At 65.6% G+C, this 19153-nt stretch carries 16 protein-coding genes; 14 read left to right on the top strand and 2 right to left on the bottom strand.

Translation table 11 applies throughout. The annotated features are described in order from the left end of the window. The first annotated feature begins 9 nt into the window (after nt 1-9). Genes V8U06_RS17720 through V8U06_RS17730 form a run of 3 tightly spaced genes read left to right on the top strand, consistent with a single transcriptional unit; the run spans nt 10 to nt 2453 of the window. A complete protein-coding gene (locus V8U06_RS17720; protein WP_427141780.1) occupies nt 10-873 on the top strand; it encodes an ABC transporter permease in 864 nt (287 codons plus the stop codon). After that, complete coding sequence (locus V8U06_RS17725) at nt 866-1642, top strand: ABC transporter permease (protein ID WP_427141781.1); 777 nt, start codon at nt 866-868, stop codon at nt 1640-1642. Before V8U06_RS17720 ends, V8U06_RS17725 begins: the two co-directional genes overlap by 8 nt. Nucleotides 1643-1646: 4 nt before the next feature. Then, a complete protein-coding gene (locus V8U06_RS17730; protein ID WP_427141782.1) occupies nt 1647-2453 on the top strand; it encodes an ABC transporter ATP-binding protein in 807 nt (268 codons plus the stop codon). A 28-nt stretch (nt 2454-2481) separates the two neighbouring features. Here the strand turns inward: V8U06_RS17730 and V8U06_RS17735 are convergent, their stop codons facing one another. Beyond that, nucleotides 2482-3660: an iron-containing alcohol dehydrogenase gene (locus tag V8U06_RS17735; RefSeq protein ID WP_427141783.1), complete on the bottom strand. Its 1179-nt coding sequence runs from the start codon at nt 3658-3660 to the stop codon at nt 2482-2484. Nucleotides 3661-3715: 55 nt separating this feature from the next. Continuing rightward, complete coding sequence (locus V8U06_RS17740) at nt 3716-5212, bottom strand: APC family permease (protein WP_427141784.1); 1497 nt, start codon at nt 5210-5212, stop codon at nt 3716-3718. 246 nt (nt 5213-5458) lie between these two features. On the opposite strand from V8U06_RS17740, the gene V8U06_RS17745 reads away from it, so the two are divergent. From V8U06_RS17745 to V8U06_RS17795, 11 genes are all read left to right on the top strand, one after another. Continuing rightward, complete coding sequence (locus V8U06_RS17745) at nt 5459-6379, top strand: LysR family transcriptional regulator (protein ID WP_427141785.1); 921 nt, start codon at nt 5459-5461, stop codon at nt 6377-6379. A gap of 329 nt (nt 6380-6708) precedes the next feature. Continuing rightward, nucleotides 6709-7551, top strand: coding sequence for an urease accessory protein UreD (locus V8U06_RS17750; protein WP_427141786.1), 843 nt, complete (start codon nt 6709-6711; stop codon nt 7549-7551). Between the two features lie 10 nt (nt 7552-7561). Then, nucleotides 7562-7864 carry an urease subunit gamma gene (locus V8U06_RS17755; protein WP_427141787.1) on the top strand — a complete coding sequence of 101 codons (303 nt, stop codon included), beginning with the start codon at nt 7562-7564 and terminating at the stop codon, nt 7862-7864. Nucleotides 7865-7884: 20 nt separating this feature from the next. After that, nucleotides 7885-8472 (top strand): HupE/UreJ family protein, encoded by a 588-nt coding sequence (locus tag V8U06_RS17760; protein ID WP_427141788.1) that lies wholly within the window; start codon nt 7885-7887, stop codon nt 8470-8472. A gap of 2 nt (nt 8473-8474) precedes the next feature. Then, on the top strand, nt 8475-8780 hold the full coding sequence (locus tag V8U06_RS17765; RefSeq protein ID WP_226922707.1) for an urease subunit beta: 306 nt from the start codon (nt 8475-8477) through the stop codon (nt 8778-8780). Next, nucleotides 8780-10492 (top strand): urease subunit alpha, encoded by a 1713-nt coding sequence (gene ureC, locus V8U06_RS17770; protein WP_427141789.1) that lies wholly within the window; start codon nt 8780-8782, stop codon nt 10490-10492. Before V8U06_RS17765 ends, ureC begins: the two co-directional genes overlap by 1 nt. 11 nt (nt 10493-10503) lie before the next feature. Next, a complete protein-coding gene (gene ureE / locus V8U06_RS17775; protein ID WP_427141790.1) occupies nt 10504-10968 on the top strand; it encodes an urease accessory protein UreE in 465 nt (154 codons plus the stop codon). Then, the gene (locus tag V8U06_RS17780; protein ID WP_427141807.1) at nt 10952-11623 is read left to right on the top strand and encodes an urease accessory protein UreF; all 672 of its coding nucleotides are present in this window, start codon (nt 10952-10954) and stop codon (nt 11621-11623) included. Before ureE ends, V8U06_RS17780 begins: the two co-directional genes overlap by 17 nt. A gap of 29 nt (nt 11624-11652) precedes the next feature. Beyond that, nucleotides 11653-12264: an urease accessory protein UreG gene (gene ureG, locus V8U06_RS17785; protein ID WP_427141791.1), complete on the top strand. Its 612-nt coding sequence runs from the start codon at nt 11653-11655 to the stop codon at nt 12262-12264. Between the two features lie 315 nt (nt 12265-12579). Further along, the gene (locus V8U06_RS17790; RefSeq protein WP_427141792.1) at nt 12580-12750 is read left to right on the top strand and encodes a hypothetical protein; all 171 of its coding nucleotides are present in this window, start codon (nt 12580-12582) and stop codon (nt 12748-12750) included. Between the two features lie 848 nt (nt 12751-13598). Further along, nucleotides 13599-19037: a putative Ig domain-containing protein gene (locus tag V8U06_RS17795; protein ID WP_427141793.1), complete on the top strand. Its 5439-nt coding sequence runs from the start codon at nt 13599-13601 to the stop codon at nt 19035-19037. Nucleotides 19038-19153: the final 116 nt, after the last annotated feature.

A 19153-nucleotide genomic window follows, 5' to 3' on the forward strand; every position in this document is an offset into this window, starting at 1 on the left:
GAGAGGCGGATGGCATCGATCGAATTCCAGCCCGGCGATGCGGGTGCCGCCTCGAAAGGCGTGGCGGCGCCGGCCGCCATCCTCGCCCGGATCGACCGATGGACGGGCCGCGGCGCACGGGTTTCGGGGCAGGTGGCGCTGGTGCTTGCGCTTCCGGCCGCCATCGGCCTACTCTGGCAGATCGCCGCCGCGCGGCAGTGGGTTTCGCCGCAGGTGCTCCCGCCGCCCGCCTGGGTGTTCCAGACCTTTCTCGATCTTTCCGGCAGCGGCGAGATCGCGGCGAGTATCGCGGTCAGCGTCGTCCGCATCGCCAGGGGCCTTCTTTTCGGTGCGACGCTCGGCTTTGTCTTCGGCCTCGTCATCGGCTTCTCAAGGCAGGCCGATGCCTATCTCGGCCCGACCTTCCGGGCGATTGCCACCGTTCCCTCGCTCGGCTGGCTGCCCATCCTCATCCTCCTCCTCGGTATCGAGGAATCGCTGAAAACCGTCATCCTGGCGAAAGCCTGCTTCGTGCCCATGGCCATCAGCATTGCAGAGGGCGTGCGCACCATACCGCCGCGTCTGAAGGACGTCGCGGATGTGCTGGATCTCAAACCGGCGACCCGGTTCCTGAAGCTGACCCTCCCGGCCATCGCTCCCTTCTTCTTCACGGGGCTTCGCCTGTCCACGGCGCAGGCCTTCGTCTCGCTGATCGTCGTCGAGATGCTCGCCGGAACCGATGGCATCGGCTACATGATGGTCTGGGGCCGCACCCTCTTCCAGCTTGATATCGTCATCGTTGGCATGATCGTTGTCGGCGCCGCCGGTTTTACGCTCGACCTCGCGCTGCGCCGTCTCGAAAGGCATTTTGCGGGGGAGGGGCGTCATGGCTGATCCCGGATACTTCCGGCCGCTGTCCGCGGTGCCGAAGGGCGCATGGCTTCCCCTCGGCCTCCTGGCTCTCTGGAGCGGTCTTGCCCTTGGCCACGTGGTGGAGAGCCCGCTTTTCATCTCGCCGCTTTCGGTTTTGAGCGCGCCCTTCGCCGATCCCGACGGGCGGGAGATCTGGGCGGCGCTCGGCGCCAGCCTGCTTCGCGTCTTTGCCGGCGGGATCGTCGGTGCCGTGCTCGGCCTTGCCCTTGGGACGGCCTGCGGGCTGCTGCGGGTTGCTGCGCTCTCCCTTGCGCCGACCGTGCATTCCCTGCGCCAGATCGCCGTCTTCGCCTGGATTCCGCTGTTCACCGCCTGGCTCGGCAACGGAGAAACGACGAAACTGGTCTTCACGGCGCTCTCGACCTTCTTTCCGCTGTTTCTCGCGGCGGAGCAGGGCATGCGGGCGACGCCCGCCGCCCTGCAGGAGGCTGCGGCAACGCTCGGCCTGTCGCGCCGCACGCGGCTGCTGCAACTCCATTTCCCCGCGGCGCTGCCGAACATCGCCATCGGCATCCAGATCGCCGCTCTCTCCGCCTGGATCGGCACGATCGGCGCCGAATATGCCATCGGCAACGGCCGTGGCCTCGGCAGCTACATCGCCAGCGCCCGCGATCAGTTCCGCATGGATATCGTGCTTGTCGGCGTTCTCGCGCTCGCTGCCGGCGGCGTCGCGCTGCACCGCGTCTGCCGCCTTATCGCCGCCCGTCTGTCGCCCTGGACCAAGGACTGAAACCATGACCGCACCCGCCGCTTCCCTGACCATCGACCGTGTCGGCAAGATCTTTCGTTTCAACGGCGCCCCGCGCGAGGTGCTGCGCGACGTCAGCTTCGAGGTGGGCAAGGGAGAGATCGTCGGCGTGCTCGGCGCGTCGGGCTGCGGGAAGTCGACGCTGCTGCGCCTCATCGTCGGGCTTGATCGCGACTATTCAGGCCGCATCGCGGTGGCGGGCGAGGGCGGGAGCGATCCGGCGCGGCGCATTTCGATGGTGTTTCAGGATCATCGTCTCTTTCCCTGGCTTACCGTGGCGGAGAATGTCGGCCTGGCGCTCGACCGGGCAAAGCTGCCCCGCGCCGAAAAGCGCGACCGCATCAGGCACTATGTTGATCTCGTCGGCCTCTCCGATTTCATCGACGCCTATCCGAAGCAGCTCTCGGGCGGCATGGCGCAACGCGCGGCGATTGCGCGGGCGCTGGTATCGGAACCGGAAATCCTGCTGATGGACGAACCCTTTGGGGCGCTCGACTCTCTTCTGCGCCTTCGTCTGCAGGACGAGTTGCTGCGCATCTGGCAGCACCGCGTCCTCTCCGTCGTCGTGGTGACGCACGACATCGAGGAGGCGCTCTATCTGGGCGACCGGGTGATCGTGCTGGAGGCCAATCCCGGCCGCATACGCTCGGTGATCGATGTCGATATTCCTCGTCCCCGCCGCCGCACCGATCCCCACATCGTCGCCCTGAAACGGGAGTGCTTCGACCTCGTCGCGGGACAGGCCGATGGCGACGGCCTGTTCGAAGGCAGGGGCGAGATCCGCTCGGCGTGATCGGCCCGCCCGGATCCCGTTGTCGCGATCAGAGCCTGCCGGCCACGGCCGCCCGATAGATCGAAGCATATTGGGACGCGGTCAGCGGCATGGCATTCGTCTCGGAGGAGGATATGTCGGCGAGCGCCTGCTCGCCCACCCATTCCGCATCCGAGCTGTCGAGGCCGAGATCGGCGAGCGTGGCGGGAATGCCGATACGCGCGCGCAACTCCAGAAGCCAGGCCATGAGGCCGTCGAAGCCCGTGCCCGGAAGACCGATAGAGCGTGCGATACGGGCCGTGGTCTCTTCGAGGGCCGGGCGATTGACGACCATCACATAGGGAAGCAGCACCGCGTTCAGCAGACCGTGGTGGAGATGGTGGCGCGCGCCGATGGGGTGGGCGAGGGCGTGCACGCCGCCCAGACCCTTCTGGAACGCGACGGCGGCGCTTGCCGAGGCGACCAGCATGCCTTCGCGGGCTTCGAGGTCGTTGCCGTCGCGGACCGCGCGTTCGAGATAGGCGTGCACCAGCCGGACACCCTCCATGGCGATCCCCGCCGACATCGGGTGATGAAGCGGCGAGAACAGCGATTCGAGGTGGTGCGTCAGGGCATCCATACCGGTCGCGGCGGTTAGGGCAGGCGGCAGGCCTGTCGTCATATCAGGATCGAGGAAGACACAGGCCGCCAGCAATTCCCGGTGGCCGACGATCTTCTTGAGGCCCCGTGCCGTATCGGTGAGGACGGCTTCCCGGCCGAGCTCCGAACCGGTGCCCGCGGTCGTCGGTATGACGAACAAAGGCGGCAGGTCGAGTTGCGGGAAATCCGCCAGCGTCGGGTAATGGGCAATGAGCTGGCTCCACTCGAACCGCTCCAGTCCGCGCGGATCGCGGCTCGCAAGGGCGATGCCCTTCGCCACGTCGATCGCGCTGCCGCCGCCGACCGCGATGATGAGGTCGTGGTCTCCGGCGGCAAAAACTGCGGCGCCGGCAAGCGCTTCCTCGAAGGTGGGGTTGCCCGAGAGGTCGTGGAACAGGCCATAGCGGATGCCGGCCTTTTCTAGGCCGTCGCGGACCTGCCGCAGCGGCGGCAGCGCGAGCAGACCGGGATCCGTGACCAGCAGGGGGTGCCTTGCGCCGGATATCCGGCAGCGGTGCGGTACCTGTTCGATGGCGCCGCTGCCGCAGAGGATTTCGGTCGGGTAGTTCCAGTAATGCAGATTGCTCATGGTCTTTCCGGGACATTGCTTGGGGATGGATGGGCGGCGCCGACCGCAGGCTCGCTTACGGTAAGGGCGCCGTCGAAAAACTGCTGGCGCCCGGAATGCGCCGGTGCGGCTTGGCAATTGCCAGATAGAGCAGGCCGAAGGCGGAGAGCGCCGAGAAGACTAGCACGACGGCCCAGACCTGGAACCAGGGAGCGCCGGGAGGCGCGAGCAGTTCGCGCGGCCAAGCGACGTTGACGGCCTCGAAGACCAGCCAGAGCGTGGCGACGACGTTGACGGGAAGGCTCCAGCGGCCAAGCTGGAAAACGCCCTTCGCGGGGTTCCACCGGCCGGAAAGGCGGGCAATCAGCGCGCTTGCCGTGACGATCAGGAAGACGAAGAAGAAGCCGCCGCTGCCGAAGGCGATCAAGGTGCCGACCGCCGTGGCATTGAGGCCGAGCACCAGGCCGAAGCTGGCGATCAGGGTGCTGCAGACCATGGCGGCCATCGGCACCTTACGACGGTCGACGCGGCGCAGGAGCACGGAGGCGGGCAGGATGCCGTCCCGCGCCATGCCGAAGATGGCGCGGCCGATATAGGTCTGCACGGAAACGACGCAGGCGATGAAGGCGACCAGAACCACCGCGACGAAGGGCCGTTCCGACCAGGCGCCGAGCGCATCCACCACGGCAGGGGTGACGGGATCGATGATCTGTCCGCTGATGACGGCGGCCGGATCCTTGTAGGACAGGGTGACGGCGAATGCGGTGAGCATCACGGTGCCGCCGACGACCAGCATCGAACGGATGATGGCGCGCGGAACGGAAATCCGGGCATCGGTCGTCTCCTCGGAAATCTGCGAGCAGGCGTCGAAGCCGAGGAACGCCCAGCCGCCGACGGCCAGCGCGGTCAGGAAGCCGCTGAAATAGGAACCGCCCGATGCCGCTTCGGCGCCCATGCTGGTGAACAGGATGTCGAAGGAGTGGTTGCGGAAGAAGAGGAGGAGCACGACGCCGATGCCGATCGACGCGATTGCCTCGGCGACGATGCCCGCATTGACGAAGTATTTGAGCGGATTGATGCCGAGCAGATTGACGATGAGGCCGAGGGCCAGCAGCGCTGCGCCGCAGACGATCTGGGCATCGGCGGAGGGCGGCGATCCGGTGACGAAGAGACCGAGCCAGAAACCGCCGAGATAGGACACGGTGGTCAGCGAGGCGAGCGCCGAAGCGAGATAGAGAAAGCCGGTGAACCATGCCAGGCGGTCGCCGACCAGATGGCGGACCCATTGGTAGCAGCCGCCGGCAAGCGGGTATTGCGAGGAGAGTTCGGCATAGACGAGGGCGACGGTGAACTGCAGGGCGAGGCAGAGCGGAACGATCCAGACCCAGGAGGGGCCGATGCTGATGGCCCCGAGCGACATCACCGAATAGATGCCGACGACCGGTGAAATCGTCGCAAAGCCCACGGAAAACGATGACCACAGGCTGAGGCCGCGGTCCAGCTCCTGCCGGTAGCCGTGGCTCGCCAGCAATCGTTCGTCGTTGTTTGTCGTTGCTGCGTTGTTGTCCGTCATGATCCCCTCCCGCCGATCCGATGCCAGGGCGTGCGGCGCCATCGGCTGCGATGAGGCTCACGCGGCCGCCCGGGTCATCCTTGATGTTGAAGACACAGCAGGCCCGCTTTCCCCGTTTCCTCGCGGGAGTTCGCAGCCTGCCGGGGAACGGTAGGCAAATTTAACGTCAGATAGAATGCCTATTTGATTGCGTTGGCATCAGCTTAGACTGATGTATGTTTCGCAGGGACACGCCGAGGGACCGGAATGCTGAAGAACGTCACGGATATCGACCTGCGCCTCCTGCGGCTCTTTGCGACCGTCGTGCGCTGCGGCGGCTTCACGGCCGCGCAGGCCGAGCTCAACATGAGCCAGTCGAACATCAGCATGCATATCGGCAATCTCGAAAAGCGGCTCGGATACCGCCTGTGCGAACGCGGCAAGGGGGGATTCAGCGTCACTCCCAAGGGGCGTTCCGTGCTCGAGGCCTCGCAGCGGATGTTCGAGGCGATCGGCGTCTTCGTGGATCAGGCGGGAAGCCTTTCGGGGCGGCTGGTCGGCGATCTCAGCCTCGGCCTTGCCGATACGATCGTCACGCTGCCCCATACCCGTTTCGGGGAGGCGATGGCGGCTTTCTACCGGCGCGACCAGGAAGTCCAGCTCAACCTCTTCGTCAATTCGCCGACCGAACTGGAACTCGCCGTCATCGATGGCCAGGTGGAGCTTGCGATCTCCTATTTCAGCCGGACACGCCCGACGCTCGACTATTTTCCGCTCTTCATGGAGGAGATCGGCCTCTTTTGCGGCGCCAGGCATCCGCTGTTCGGCAGGGCATCGCCGACGAAGGAAGAAATCGCGTCGGCGAACTGGGTGATGCATGGCTTCCTGCCGGAAAGCTCGATCCTGCCCCTGCGCCCCCAACGCAGCCGGGCGACGGCCCACCACATGGAAGCCGTTGCGCAGATGATTCTGGCGGGAACGCATGTCGGTTACCTGCCGTGCCACTATGCCGAGATCTGGGTCGAGCGCGACGGCATGAAGCCCTTGCTGCCGAAGCAACTGACCTACGAGGTCGAACACAGCATGATCACCTATGTCGGACGGCCGCTCAGCGAGCCTGCCCGGGCGTTCGTCGATGACCTCATGCGTGTCCACCGCAATTCTCGCCCCGCAGGGTCGGTCGGATGAAATCCGGGTGCTTCCTCACGGATAATCATCGACGCGCCTGAGCGGCGGGAGCGACGTTGGTTCTCAAGGATTGGCTGTCGGGTCGGTGCCGTCGAACCATCGTTTGCATGGCGCTTGAAATTTGTGCGCCTGCATAAATTCCAGGCGGTAGTCTCTTCGAGGAGAGGGGATGACCTCGGTCGCCGAAAGGCGTCGCGCCGTATTTTCATGCACGCAGGGGGATGGCACGGCCCTTGCATCGCTGCGGGGACGATCAGCAGGACACCAGGCGCGATGAGGGTTTTGAGCAGGGGCATATCGGCCGACGGCCGGGTTGAGCGGGGCGTGCGGTGATCGTCTTTCCCGCGCCTGCTCTTTCCGAGGCCGCGCCGCTGCGGCTTCAACGCGCCGAAGGCCATGCCCGGCTGGCCTTTCACCGCCGGCATGGGGCGACGCGGCTGAAGACGCTTTTCCAGGAAGGCTGCGTCAAGATCCGCCTTCCGCGGCCCTTATCGGACCAGCCACCCGAAGCGATCCTGATCAACACGGCGGGCGGGCTTGCCGGCGGCGACCGCATCGCCACGGAAATCGACATCGCGGAGACGACCACGGCGACCGTCACCACGCAGGCCTGCGAGCGCGTCTACCGCTCGACCGGCGAGGCGGCGGTGGTGACGAACCGGCTGACGGTCGGCGCCGGTGCACGCCTTGCCTGGCTGCCGCAGGAAACCATTCTTTTCGATGGCGGGCGGTTGTCGCGCCGTCTGGAAGCCGATCTTGCCGGCGATGCCGAGTTGGTGGCGATGGAGGCGGTGCTGTTTGGCCGCACCGCCATGGGCGAGGTGCTTTCCCATGGCGGGCTGCACGATCGCTGGCGCATTCGCCGCGACGGCCGCTTGCTCTTCGCCGAGGATTTCTCCGTGTCTGGCGAAATCGCCGCACAGCTTGCCCGTCCCGCCGTTCTTGCCGGCTGCACCGCCATGGCGACGGTGCTTTATGCCGCCCGGGAACCGGAACGGCTGCTGGACGCTGCCCGTGTCCTTGCCGGCGAGGCGGGTGGGGCGAGCGCCTGGAACGGCAAGCTGCTGATCCGCCTCGTCGCCGCCTCCGGTCTCGCGCTGCGCCAGCGCCTCGAACCGCTTCTTTCCCTTCTGCTCGCCGGACACCCGCTGCCGAAAGTCTGGCAATTATAGGAACAGCCCCATGAACCTCACCCCCCGCGAAAAGGACAAGCTGCTGATCGCCATGGCCGCCATCGTGGCGCGCAAGCGGCTGGAGCGCGGCGTCAAGCTCAACCATCCCGAGGCCATCGCGCTGATCACCGATTTCGTCGTCGAGGGCGCCCGTGATGGCCGCTCGGTCGCCGACCTCATGGAGGCAGGCGCCCATGTCGTCAGCCGCGACCAGGTGATGGAGGGCATCGCCGAGATGATCCACGACATCCAGGTGGAAGCGACCTTCCCCGACGGCACCAAGCTGGTGACCGTGCACCAGCCGATCCGCTGATCTTTTGAAAGGGCAAGCGAATGAAAAGACTGTTTCTCACCCTGCTCCTGTCGGGCGCCGCCGCAAGCCCCGCCTTCGCCCATCTCGATCCAGCCGCGCACGGCTCGCTCGGCGCCGGGTTCTCGCATCCGCTGACGGGCGCCGACCATCTGCTCGCCATGGTCGCCGTCGGCCTCTGGGCTTCGCTGATCGGCGGGCGGGCCCTATGGGCGGTGCCCGTCGCCTTCGTCGCGGCGATGAGCGCCGGTTTCCTGGCCGCGCTCGGCGGCCTCGGCCTGCCCTTCGTCGAGCCGGCCATCGCCGCCTCGGTCGTGGTGATCGGCCTTCTGGCGCTTGTCGCGCTCCAGGTGCCGACCCCGGTCGGCATGGCCGTGGTGGGCTTCTTCGCGCTGTTTCACGGTTATGCCCATGGCCTCGAGCTTGGCGGCGCCAGCGGCCTTGCCTTCATGGGTGGCTTCGTTGCGGCGACCGCGCTGTTGCATGGCGCGGGCGTGGCGCTGGGCCTCGGCATCGGCGCCGTGGCCGGCGGGCGTGCCGGCCGGATTGCGGCGCGGCTTGCCGGCGGCCTGACGGCGCTCGGCGGGCTCTGGCTCGTCGCGGGAGCCTGACCATGATCCCGGGCGAAATCCTTACCGCCGAGGGCGAGATCGTGCTGAATGCCGGTGCCGATACCGTGACGCTGACCGTCGCCAATACCGGCGACCGTCCGGTCCAGGTCGGCTCGCACTATCATTTCTTTGAAACCAATCCGGCGCTCGCCTTCGACCGGGCGCTGGCGCGGGGCATGCGCCTCGACATCGCCGCCGGCACGGCGGTCCGCTTCGAGCCGGGGCAGGAGCGCGTGGTGCGGCTCGTGCCCGTCGGTGGCAAACGCGAAATCCATGGCTTCCGCCAGCAAGTGATGGGGAAACTCTGATGGCCGCTCACCTTTCCCGCGCCGCTTACGCGCAGATGTACGGCCCGACCGTGGGCGACCGGGTGCGCCTTGCCGATACCGAACTCTTCATCGAGGTGGAAAAGGATTTCACCCTCTATGGCGAGGAGGTGAAGTTCGGCGGCGGCAAGGTGATCCGTGACGGGATGGGCCAGAGCCAGGTGACGCGGGCCGAAGGGGCGGTGGACACCGTCATCACCAATGCGCTGATCGTCGATCACTGGGGCATCGTCAAGGCCGATATCGGCCTGAAGGACGGGCGGATCGAAAGGATCGGCAAGGCCGGCAATCCCGATACCCAGCCGGGCGTCGATATCGTCATCGGCCCCGGCACGGAGATCATCGCCGGCGAGGGGCGCATCCTGACGGCCGGCGGCATCGACGCGCACATCCACTTCATCTGCCCGCAGCAGATCGAGGAGGCGCTTATGTCAGGCGTCACCACCATGCTCGGCGGAGGCACGGGACCGGCTCACGGCACGCTCGCCACCACCTGCACGCCCGGGCCATGGCATCTGGCGCGGATGATCCAGTCCTTCGATGCCTTCCCGATCAATCTCGGCCTTTCCGGCAAGGGCAATGCCTCGAAGCCTGCGGCGCTTGTCGAGATGATCGAGGGCGGGGCCTGCGCGCTCAAGCTGCACGAGGACTGGGGCACGACGCCGGCCGCCATCGACAATTGCCTCTCGGTCGCCGACGATTACGACGTGCAGGTGATGATCCACACCGACACGCTGAACGAAAGCGGCTTCGTGGAGGACACCATCGCCGCCTTCAAGGGCCGCACCATCCATGCCTTCCACACGGAAGGAGCGGGCGGCGGCCATGCGCCGGATATCATCCGCGTCTGCGGCCTTGCCAATGTCATTCCGTCTTCGACCAATCCGACGCGGCCCTATACGCGCAACACCATCGCCGAGCATCTCGACATGCTGATGGTCTGCCACCATCTGTCGCCGTCGATCCCCGAGGACATCGCATTCGCCGAAAGCCGCATCCGCAAGGAGACCATCGCGGCGGAGGATATCCTGCACGATATCGGGGCCTTCTCCATCATTTCCTCCGACAGCCAGGCCATGGGCCGCGTCGGGGAGGTGCTCATCCGCACCTGGCAGACGGCGCACAAGATGAAGGTGCAGCGCGGGCGCCTTGCCGCCGAGACGGGCGACAACGATAACCTGCGCGTGCGCCGCTACATCGCCAAATACACCATCAATCCGGCCATTGCGCAGGGGCTGTCGCGCCATGTCGGTTCCGTGGAAGCCGGAAAGCGGGCCGATCTCGTGCTGTGGAACCCGGCCTTCTTCGGCATCAAGCCGGATATGGTGCTGGTCGGCGGCACCATCGCCGCCGCGCCGATGGGCGATCCGAACGCCTCCATCCCGACGCCGCAGCCGGTGCATTACAGGCCGATGTTCGGCGGCTACGGCCGCGTTCCGGCGCTCTCCTCCGTTACTTTCGTCAGCAAGGCGGCGATGGAGGGTGGGCTGAAGGCGCGCCTCGGCGTGACAAAGGACATGGTGGCCGTCGAGAACACGCGTGGTGGCCTTTCCAAGGCGTCGATGATCCTCAATGATGCGACCCCGCATATCGAGGTCGATCCCGAAACCTATGAAGTGCGCGCCGACGGGGAGCTGCTCACCTGCGAGCCTGCCGCCGTTCTGCCGATGGCGCAGCGCTATTTCCTGTTCTGAAAGAGGCCGCCTTGCCCTATCGATCCACCGAAATCCTGCCGGCAGGCGCTGCTGGAGACCGTCTGCCCATCGATGTGGTGGTGCTTTCGCACGACCAGCGCCACATTCGCCGCAAGCTGTTGCACATGCAGCATGACGACGTCGTCATGCTGGACCTCAAGGCGCCGTTTCTCCTCGCCCATGGCGACCTCATCCTCACGGAGACGGGCGAGACCATCGAGGTCATCGCGGCTGAAGAGCTGCTCTACGAGGTCACGCCGAAGGACGGGCTGCATCTCGTCGAGCTGGCCTGGCATCTCGGCAACCGCCACCTGTCGGCGCAGATCGAGGCGGCGCGCATCCTCATCCTGCGCGACCACGTCATCCGCGACATGCTGGCGGGGCTCGGCGCATCTGTCCGCGAGATATCGGAGCCTTTCCATCCCTTGCGCGGTGCCTATCACGGCCACGGCCACCATCATCACGGCCATGGCTGAGACGCTCGATCTCCTCCGGCTGATGACCTGGCTGTCGCCGGCCTTCCCGGTCGGCGCCTTCTCCTATTCCGGCGGACTGGAACAGGCCGTGGCGGATGGCGACGTCCGGGACGCCGGGACCTTGCAGGACTGGCTGGAAAGCCTCCTTACGCAGGGCAATCTCTGGAACGACGCCGTGCTCTTTGCCGAGGCGCATCGCGCCGCCGGCGATGCGGACCGGCTGGCGGAATCGGCGGCGCTCGCGGGAGCCCTGTCGGGCTCGGCGGAGCGGCATCGCGAGACGATGCTGCAGGGCGAGGCCTTCCTTTCGGCGGCGGCAAGCTGGCCGCATCCCGTCCTCGAATGGCTCGGGCGCGCGGCGGCCTATCCCGTCGCCGTCGGCGCGGTTGCGGCCGCCCATGGCGTTGCGGCCGAGGCGGGGCTTGCCGCCTATCTGCATGCGGTCACGTCGAACCTCGTTTCGGTCGCCATCCGTTGCGGCGTCATCGGCCAGCGCCATGGCGTTGGGGTGCTGGCGGCGCTGGAGGCGCGGATCGTCGGACTTGCGGCGGCGGCGGCCGTTTCCACCCTCGACGATCTCGGCTCCGCCACCATGCGGGCGGAGATCGCCAGCCTCAGGCACGAAACCCTGCCGACACGGCTCTTCCGCTCATGAGCGGGCATTCAATTCCAAGGGAGGTATCCATGACATCGAAGAACGGCCCCCTGCGCGTCGGCATCGGCGGCCCGGTCGGCTCCGGTAAGACGGCGCTGACCGAAAAGCTCTGCAAGGCGATGCGCGAACACTACTCGGTCGCCGTCGTTACCAACGATATCTACACCAAGGAGGATGCCGAGGCGCTGATGCGCATGCAGGCGCTGCCGTCCGACCGTATCGTCGGCGTGGAGACCGGCGGCTGCCCGCACACGGCGATCCGCGAGGACGCCTCGATCAACCTGCAGGCCATCGCCGATCTCGTCCGGCGTTTCCCCGATCTCGACGTGGTCTTCATCGAATCGGGCGGCGACAATCTCGCCGCGACCTTCTCGCCGGACCTTGCGGACCTGACGATCTACGTCATCTCCGTCTGCCAGGGCGAGGAAATCCCGCGCAAGGGCGGGCCGGGCATCACCCGCTCCGACCTCCTCGTCATCAACAAGAAGGATCTCGCTCCTCATGTCGGCGCCGATCTCGATGTGATGGAGCGGGATGCGACCCGCATGCGCGCCGAGCGCCCCTTCGTCTTTTCCGACATGAAGCGTGGAGACGGCCTGGACCGCGTCATCGACTTCCTGCGCGTTCAGGGAGGGCTGTGAGTTTGCGCAAGAGCGCATGCCCCATTCTTAATCGAGCGAGCTCTCAGGCGACACGCGCTGCGAACCCGTCCGTCTGAAGCATTTCCAGCCGAGCGGGCGGCATCGCTTCATTGTCATATAATGTTTCAAAAACAATATATTATGGCAATCCCGTGAATCGATGTTCGCAGGACTTGTTCTAGTTTCTGAACCCCATGCCGCGCGGCACGCGAACGCTGCTTTCGAGATGGTCGATGTCCTCGGGGATACGATCGGCGGTGAGTTCGTCCTTCAGGAAGTCGAGGAAGCGCTCGACGATCGGATCGGACGGCCTTCTTGAACGCTGCCGGCATGATTGCCACGGCGTTCGGAAAGGCCTCGGATGCGATCCGGCCGCGGTTTTCCATCGCGACGCCCGTACCAATTTTGTGCCTGCCGGAAAACCGGGGCACTTCGCATCATGTCACCTTCCTGAATCAGTGGGAAATTCCAACGACCGATATCTAAGCCGCTTTGGATGCCTTGATGAAGCGCCATTGGCAACGGGCCTTCGGGAGGCAAGCGCTTGAATGAAGGCGCAGTGATCCTTGTCATCTCCCGTGCATAGTTGGTTGTAAGCGTCGTCAAAAATGGACGCAGACAGATCGGGTTCGTTTCGATAACGCTCTTTCATGAGTGTGGGGCGTCGTTGAAGGGGCGTGGAACGACGGGAATTCATGCTGCCAGAGCGGTGACGTTCCCTCGTATCTGCGGAGCGGCTATTTCTGGGGACTTGAGTTTTCTGCGCGTTATGCGCGAGTAATGCAATTTGCCCGGATGTGTCCGGCCCTTAAGAACGTTTGCTTTTATGAAATTGTGTTGTCGGTGGTGCGCTACCGTCTCGGGGGACTGTTCGAATGCAGGTATGGGGTGTTGCGGCGCGGAGCCTGAGCGCTGGTTCGCGGCTCGGCTTTGGGGGTATCTTCGGTGCGCCGCGCCTTCTGTTGTCGGTCTTTTTCGCCATGGTGCGTGCCGGTGCGATCGCGCTGTCGTTTTGGCTGGCGAGCGCCCTGGCAGCGCAGGCGGCCTGTACGTGGAATGTGGCGTTCACAGCCGTCGGACAAGTCCGCACGATCAATACCGCTAGCTGCGAGACGCCGTGGCGTAGTGAATATAGCAGTTTCTACAACACGCCAACGGATGTTGCCTTTCAGTATGGGTTGGGAGCAGATGATGGCTTAGGCTCCTCCAAGGCGGAAGTCGAAGATGGAGTCAATGGTGGTTCCTATGAGTTCACGTTCGATATAAGTAATGGCGATCTGAATATTAAGCTGTTGGTTGCGCCTTCATCCACGACGGACACGTATTCCGGCTATATGTTTACCGGACCCGCCGACGCTTCCCCGGCGATAGCCAATACGCCCGCTTCGATTGGTTTCACCTATACGCCCCAGCCGACGGTAACGGCGGTTGCGCCGATTGCGGGTCCGACGAGCGGCGGTACGACGGTGGTGGTCACGGGCACGAACCTTGTCGGTGCCACGGCGGTTGCATTCGGCGCCACGCCGGCGGCCAGCTTCACGGTCGACAGCGATACGCAGATTAGGGCGATTGCGCCCGCGGGAGCGGCCGGCACAGTAGACATTACCGTTACCACGATCAGCGGCACCAGTGCCACGAGTAGCGCCGACCAGTTCACCTATGTTGCCGCACCGACCGTGACCTCGGTTTCACCGACCGCCGGCCCAACGAGTGGCGGCACGACCGTGATCATCACCGGCAGCGGTTTCGTCGGCGCCACGGCGGTAACGTTCGACGGAACGCCTGCGACCGGCTACACGGTCATCAGCAACACCCAGATCACCGCGACGGCGCCGGCCGGGACGGGGACGGTGGACATTCGCGTCACCACTGTCGGCGGGACGAGTGCGACGAGCGCGAGCGACCAGTACACCTATGTGGTGGCGCCGACGGTGACCTCGATATCGCCAACGGCAGGGCCGACGGCGGGTGGAACGACGGTGGTCATCACGGGAACCGGGTTCGCATATGCGAACCCGACCGGTGCGGTGAAGTTCGGTGCAACGAACGCGACCTATACGATCAACAGCAACACGCAGATCATGGCGACGGCGCCCGCAAATTCGGTGGGCACCTACGACATCACCGTCACGACGGTGGGCGGCACGAGCAGTACAAGTGCCTCCGACCAATATACCTATGTCGCGCCGCCAGTGAGCAGCAGCTTTACCTACGGGTCGATCATTCCTTACAATGAGGGTTCGAACGCGAGCGTGTCGGTTGATTTGAGCGGCCATGCCAGCAACAGCCCCACCAGCTATGCGGTCGGCTCCGCGACAACGGCCCAGGGCGGCTCCGTCAGCGTCGACAGCAGCGGCCTGGCGACCTATACCCCGCCCGTCGGCTACCGCAACGCCAATGACAGCTTCACCTTCACCGCGACCAATCTCGGCGGCACGTCGAGCCCCGCCACCGTCACGTTGACGATCGGCAATCCGACGCTTTCGGTGTCGCTGCCGTCGGCAACGGCTACCGTCGAGAGGGCCTACAACATCGGCGGCGCCGCGGTGACGGTCTCGGGCGGCAGGGCGACCTATACGATCAACAGCATCAGCGGCCTGCCCTCAGGCCTGACCGACAGTGGCGGCGGCGTCGTGAGCGGTACGCCGGCGGTCAACGGTACCTTCACGGTGACCGTCAACATCACCGACAGTTCGCTCGGGGCAGGGCCCTACAACGCCAATGTGACGGCGACGCTGACGGTCGTCTTGCCGCCGGCGCCGACGGTCTCGTCCTTGAGTGTTTCGGCCCTGGCCTACAATACGGGCTCGGCCACGGCGTCGACCTTCAGTCTCGCAGCGATGGCCACCGAAAATCCGACGGGCTATCAGGTGGGGGCTTCGTCCTATGGCGCCACGGTCAGCATCGATAGCGCCGGCCTTGTCAGCTACACGCCTCCAGTGGGTTTCCGCGGCACCGACACCTTCAACTACGTTGCAACCAACGCGGGCGGCACATCGAATGTCGGTCAGGTCTTTGTGACTGTGAACGACCCCGTCTTTGCGGTCTCGCTGCCGGCCGCCACCGGCACGGTCGGCGAAGCCTACAATAGCGGTGGGGCAGCCATCAGCCTTAGCGGCGGGAATGCTCCCTATTCCAATTTCTCGGCCAGCGGCCTGCCTGCCGGCCTGTCGATGGACAGCGCGGGCGTGATTTCCGGCACCCCGACGACGGCGGGCAATGCCACGGTCACGATCACCGCTACCGACAACTCTGGCGGCAATGGCAGCTTTACCGGCACTGCCTCGGCCGTTCTCAGCATCGCGGCGCCGACCATCGCCATCGGTCCCGCGGCGCTGTCGAATGCCGGCATCGGCGTGCCGTACGGTGCGTCGCTGACCAGCACCGGCGGCCTGGCTCCGGTCACCTTCGCGGTCACGGCCGGCTCTTTGCCGCCGGGTCTGGTGCTCGATCCCGGTGGTGCCATCTCCGGCATCCCGACAGGTGGAGGCACCTACAATTTCACGGTCACCGCGACCGATAGCGCGACGACGTCGGGGCCATATACCGCGGCAAAGGCCTATGCGCTGACCGTCGATCCTGCGACGATTGTCCTGTCGCCGGCCGCGGGCGCCCTGGCGGGTGGTACGACCGGTATTGCCTATAGCCAGACGATTTCGGCTTCCGGCGGAACGGGACCCTACATATTCGACGTCTCGACCGGTGCTCTGCCGGCCGGCCTCACGCTCTCGACCGGCGGTGTCCTGTCAGGCACGCCAACGGCGAGCGGCACATTCAACTTCACGATCAGGGGAACGGACAGTTCGACCGGGCAGGGCCCCTATTCGAATTCAAACGCCTATTCCCTGACGATCGGCACGCCGACGATCGCTCTGGCGCCTGCCGCAGGCGCGCTGCCGGCAGCGACTGTCGGCAGCGCCTATAATCAGACGTTCACGGCGTCGAACGGGACGGCACCGTACAGCTATGCCGTTACCAGTGGTGCGTTGCCGGGTGGTCTCACGCTGAGCGCTGCCGGGGATATCTCGGGAACGCCAACGGCGAGCGGCACCTATGGTTTCGCCGTGACCGCAACCGATACCTACGGCGCGGCGGGAACCGAAACTTACAGTCTTGCCGTCGGCATTCAGGCGCCGGTCGCCGGCGCTGCTTCCGCGACGGTCTCGGCCAATTCGTCAGCCAATGCGATTGCGCTCGCTCTCAGCGGCGGTGCGGCCGATAGCGTGACGGTCGCGACACCGGCCTCCCATGGTACGGCGACCGCCTCGGGCACGACCATCAGCTACACGCCGGCAGCGGGCTATTCCGGTACGGACAGTTTCACCTACACCGCTACCAACGTGACCGGCACCTCGTCGGCAGCCACCGTGACGATCACGGTGAGCGCACCGACGCTCGTCTTTTCGCCGGCCGCAGGCGCACTGCCGGCAGCGACTGTCGGCAGCGCCTATAATCAGACGTTCACGGCGTCGAACGGGACGGCGCCCTACAGCTATGCCGTTACCAGCGGTGCGTTGCCGGGTGGTCTCACGCTGAGCGCTGCCGGGGATATCTCGGGAACGCCAACGGCGAGCGGCACCTATGGTTTCGCCGTGACCGCAACCGATACCTACGGCGCGGCGGGAACCGAAACTTACAGTCTTGCCGTCGGCATTCAGGCGCCGGTCGCCGGCGCTGCTTCCGCGACGGTCTCGGCCAATTCGTCAGCCAATGCGATTGCGCTCGCTCTCAGCGGCGGTGCGGCCGATAGCGTGACGGTCGCGACACCGGCCTCCCATGGTACGGCGACCGCCTCGGGCACGACCATCAGCTACACGCCGGCAGCGGGCTATTCCGGTACGGACAGTTTCACCTACACCGCTACCAACGTGACCGGCACCTCGTCGGCAGCCACCGTGACGATCACGGTGAGCGCACCGACGCTCGTCTTTTCGCCGGCCGCAGGCGCCCTTTCCGAGGGAGTTCGCGGGGTGGCTTACAGCCAGACGCTGGCCGCCAGCGGCGGCATGGCGCCCTATGCCTATGCCGTCACGGCAGGAACCCTGCCGGCGGGGCTGACGCTGGACGCGGCAACGGGCGTCATCTCTGGCACGCCGTCGGCAGCGGGAAGCTCCGGCTTCACCGTCACCGCCACGGATCTGAATGGCGCCAGCAGCGCGGTGGCCTATTCGCTCGCCATCAGGACACCGGCGGTTACCTTCACCTTCACGCCGGCCGCCGGCGTGCTGCCCAAGGCGATGGCGGGCGAGGACTATCGCCAGTCGATCACCGCTTCCGGCAGCACCGGGCCGTTGCTCTATCGGGTCGCCGCCGGCGCCCTGCCGCAGGGCATGGTCCTCAACGTCTCCACAGGCGAACTGACCGGCCCGCTCGATGCTGCAAGCGAGGGCGACTATGCCTTCACCATCGCGGTCGAGGACAACAACGGCGCCACCGGCTCGGCCGCCTACAGCCTGACGGTTGCCCCGCGCAACGTCACGGTTACGGACAAGGTGGTGGACGTCCCCGCCGGCGGCACGCCCGCCGACGTCTATCTCAACCGTGGTGCGACGGGTGGACCGTTCATCTCGGCCGAGACGACGTTCGTCGAGCCGCCGGAGGCCGGAACGGCGACGGTCATTCGAGGCCAGCTCGCCCAGGCAGGACCAGTTAGCAGCCCCGTCGGCTGGTATCTGCAATTCACCCCCAATCCGGCCTTCTCCGGAACGGCAAGGGTCGGCTTCCGCCTGATCAGTGCGCTCGGCACGTCCAACACGGGCACCGTCACCTACAATCTCGGCTTCAATGCCGGCGCGGTGGCCGAGGATGTCGATGCGCTGGTGCGCGGCTTCGTCGAGACGCGCCAGAGCCTCATCGCCAACGGCATCCATGTTCCCGGTCTCCTGGAGCGCCGCCAGATGGAGCAGGCGAATGAATCCGTCACCGCCCGCATGACGCCTTCGGAAGACGGCATGACGGCGCGCTTCTCCACCAGCCTGGCGCAGATGGATGCTGCGCGCGATGCGGCCGACGGCATCGAGGGTGCAGCCGCTTCGCCGTTCAATGTCTGGATCGACGGCAGCATTCTCGCGCACCAGCGTGACCAGAACGGCGGCAAGTGGGGCAGCTTCGCCATGCTCAATTTCGGCGCGGACTATCTCGTGTCGGACAAGGCGCTGTTGGGCCTGTCCTTCCATCTCGACCGGATGACGGACCCGACGGACGCCGATGCCGAACTGACCGGTAACGGCTGGCTTGCCGGCCCCTATGCCTCGTTCGAGATCGGCAAGGGCGTCTATTGGGATACGAGCCTGCTCTATGGCGGGTCGGCGAACGACATCGACACGGTGCTGTGGGACGGCTCGTTCGACACGACACGGTGGATGGTCGATACGGCGATCAAGGGCCAGTGGCAGATCGACGAAGCCACCGTGCTGACACCGCAATTGAGAGCCGTCTACTTCAACGAGACGGTCGATGACTACAAGGTAAGCAACGGAGCGGGTGACGAGATCGTCATCGACGGCTTCGACACCGAGCAGTTCCGTGTCAGTCTGGGCGCGGAGATCGCCCGGTCCTTCACGCTGCAGAGCGGCGCGCGGGTGACGCCGAAGGTCGGCGTGACGGTCGGCTATTCCGGCCTCGACGGCTCCGGGGCCTACGGCACCCTGACGGCCGGCGTCTCCATGGAGACCGCCGACTTCTGGATGCTCGAGGCAAGCCTGCTGCTGAATGTCGAAGGCGACGGCCAGAAATCCGCCGGCGGAAAGATCAGGGCTTCCAAGCAGTTCTGAAACGACTGATAGTCATTCCCAATGAATAGACCGCCGGCGATGAGCCGGCGGTTTTTTGTTCGCGCTGGTGCTTCAAATAAATCCGTGCGTCGGGTTACCTGTAGTCGTCTGATGTT

Origin of the sequence: Shinella sp. G-2 (assembly GCF_050172695.1) — a bacterium.
In the GTDB taxonomy this organism is placed as follows: domain Bacteria; phylum Pseudomonadota; class Alphaproteobacteria; order Rhizobiales; family Rhizobiaceae; genus Shinella.

Bases quoted from the DNA above. Each gene is read 5' to 3' on its own strand.
- V8U06_RS17720 (WP_427141780.1), top strand. From the start codon at position 10: ATGGCATCGATCGAATTCCAGCCCGGCGATGCGGGTGCCGCCTCGAAA.
- V8U06_RS17725 (WP_427141781.1), top strand. From the start codon at position 866: ATGGCTGATCCCGGATACTTCCGGCCGCTGTCCGCGGTGCCGAAGGGC.
- V8U06_RS17730 (WP_427141782.1), top strand. From the start codon at position 1,647: ATGACCGCACCCGCCGCTTCCCTGACCATCGACCGTGTCGGCAAGATC.
- V8U06_RS17735 (WP_427141783.1), bottom strand. From the start codon at position 3,660: ATGAGCAATCTGCATTACTGGAACTACCCGACCGAAATCCTCTGCGGC.
- V8U06_RS17740 (WP_427141784.1), bottom strand. From the start codon at position 5,212: ATGACGGACAACAACGCAGCAACGACAAACAACGACGAACGATTGCTG.
- V8U06_RS17745 (WP_427141785.1), top strand. From the start codon at position 5,459: ATGCTGAAGAACGTCACGGATATCGACCTGCGCCTCCTGCGGCTCTTT.
- V8U06_RS17755 (WP_427141787.1), top strand. From the start codon at position 7,562: ATGAACCTCACCCCCCGCGAAAAGGACAAGCTGCTGATCGCCATGGCC.
- V8U06_RS17760 (WP_427141788.1), top strand. From the start codon at position 7,885: ATGAAAAGACTGTTTCTCACCCTGCTCCTGTCGGGCGCCGCCGCAAGC.
- V8U06_RS17765 (WP_226922707.1), top strand. From the start codon at position 8,475: ATGATCCCGGGCGAAATCCTTACCGCCGAGGGCGAGATCGTGCTGAAT.
- ureC (WP_427141789.1), top strand. From the start codon at position 8,780: ATGGCCGCTCACCTTTCCCGCGCCGCTTACGCGCAGATGTACGGCCCG.
- ureG (WP_427141791.1), top strand. From the start codon at position 11,653: ATGACATCGAAGAACGGCCCCCTGCGCGTCGGCATCGGCGGCCCGGTC.
- V8U06_RS17795 (WP_427141793.1), top strand. From the start codon at position 13,599: ATGTTTACCGGACCCGCCGACGCTTCCCCGGCGATAGCCAATACGCCC.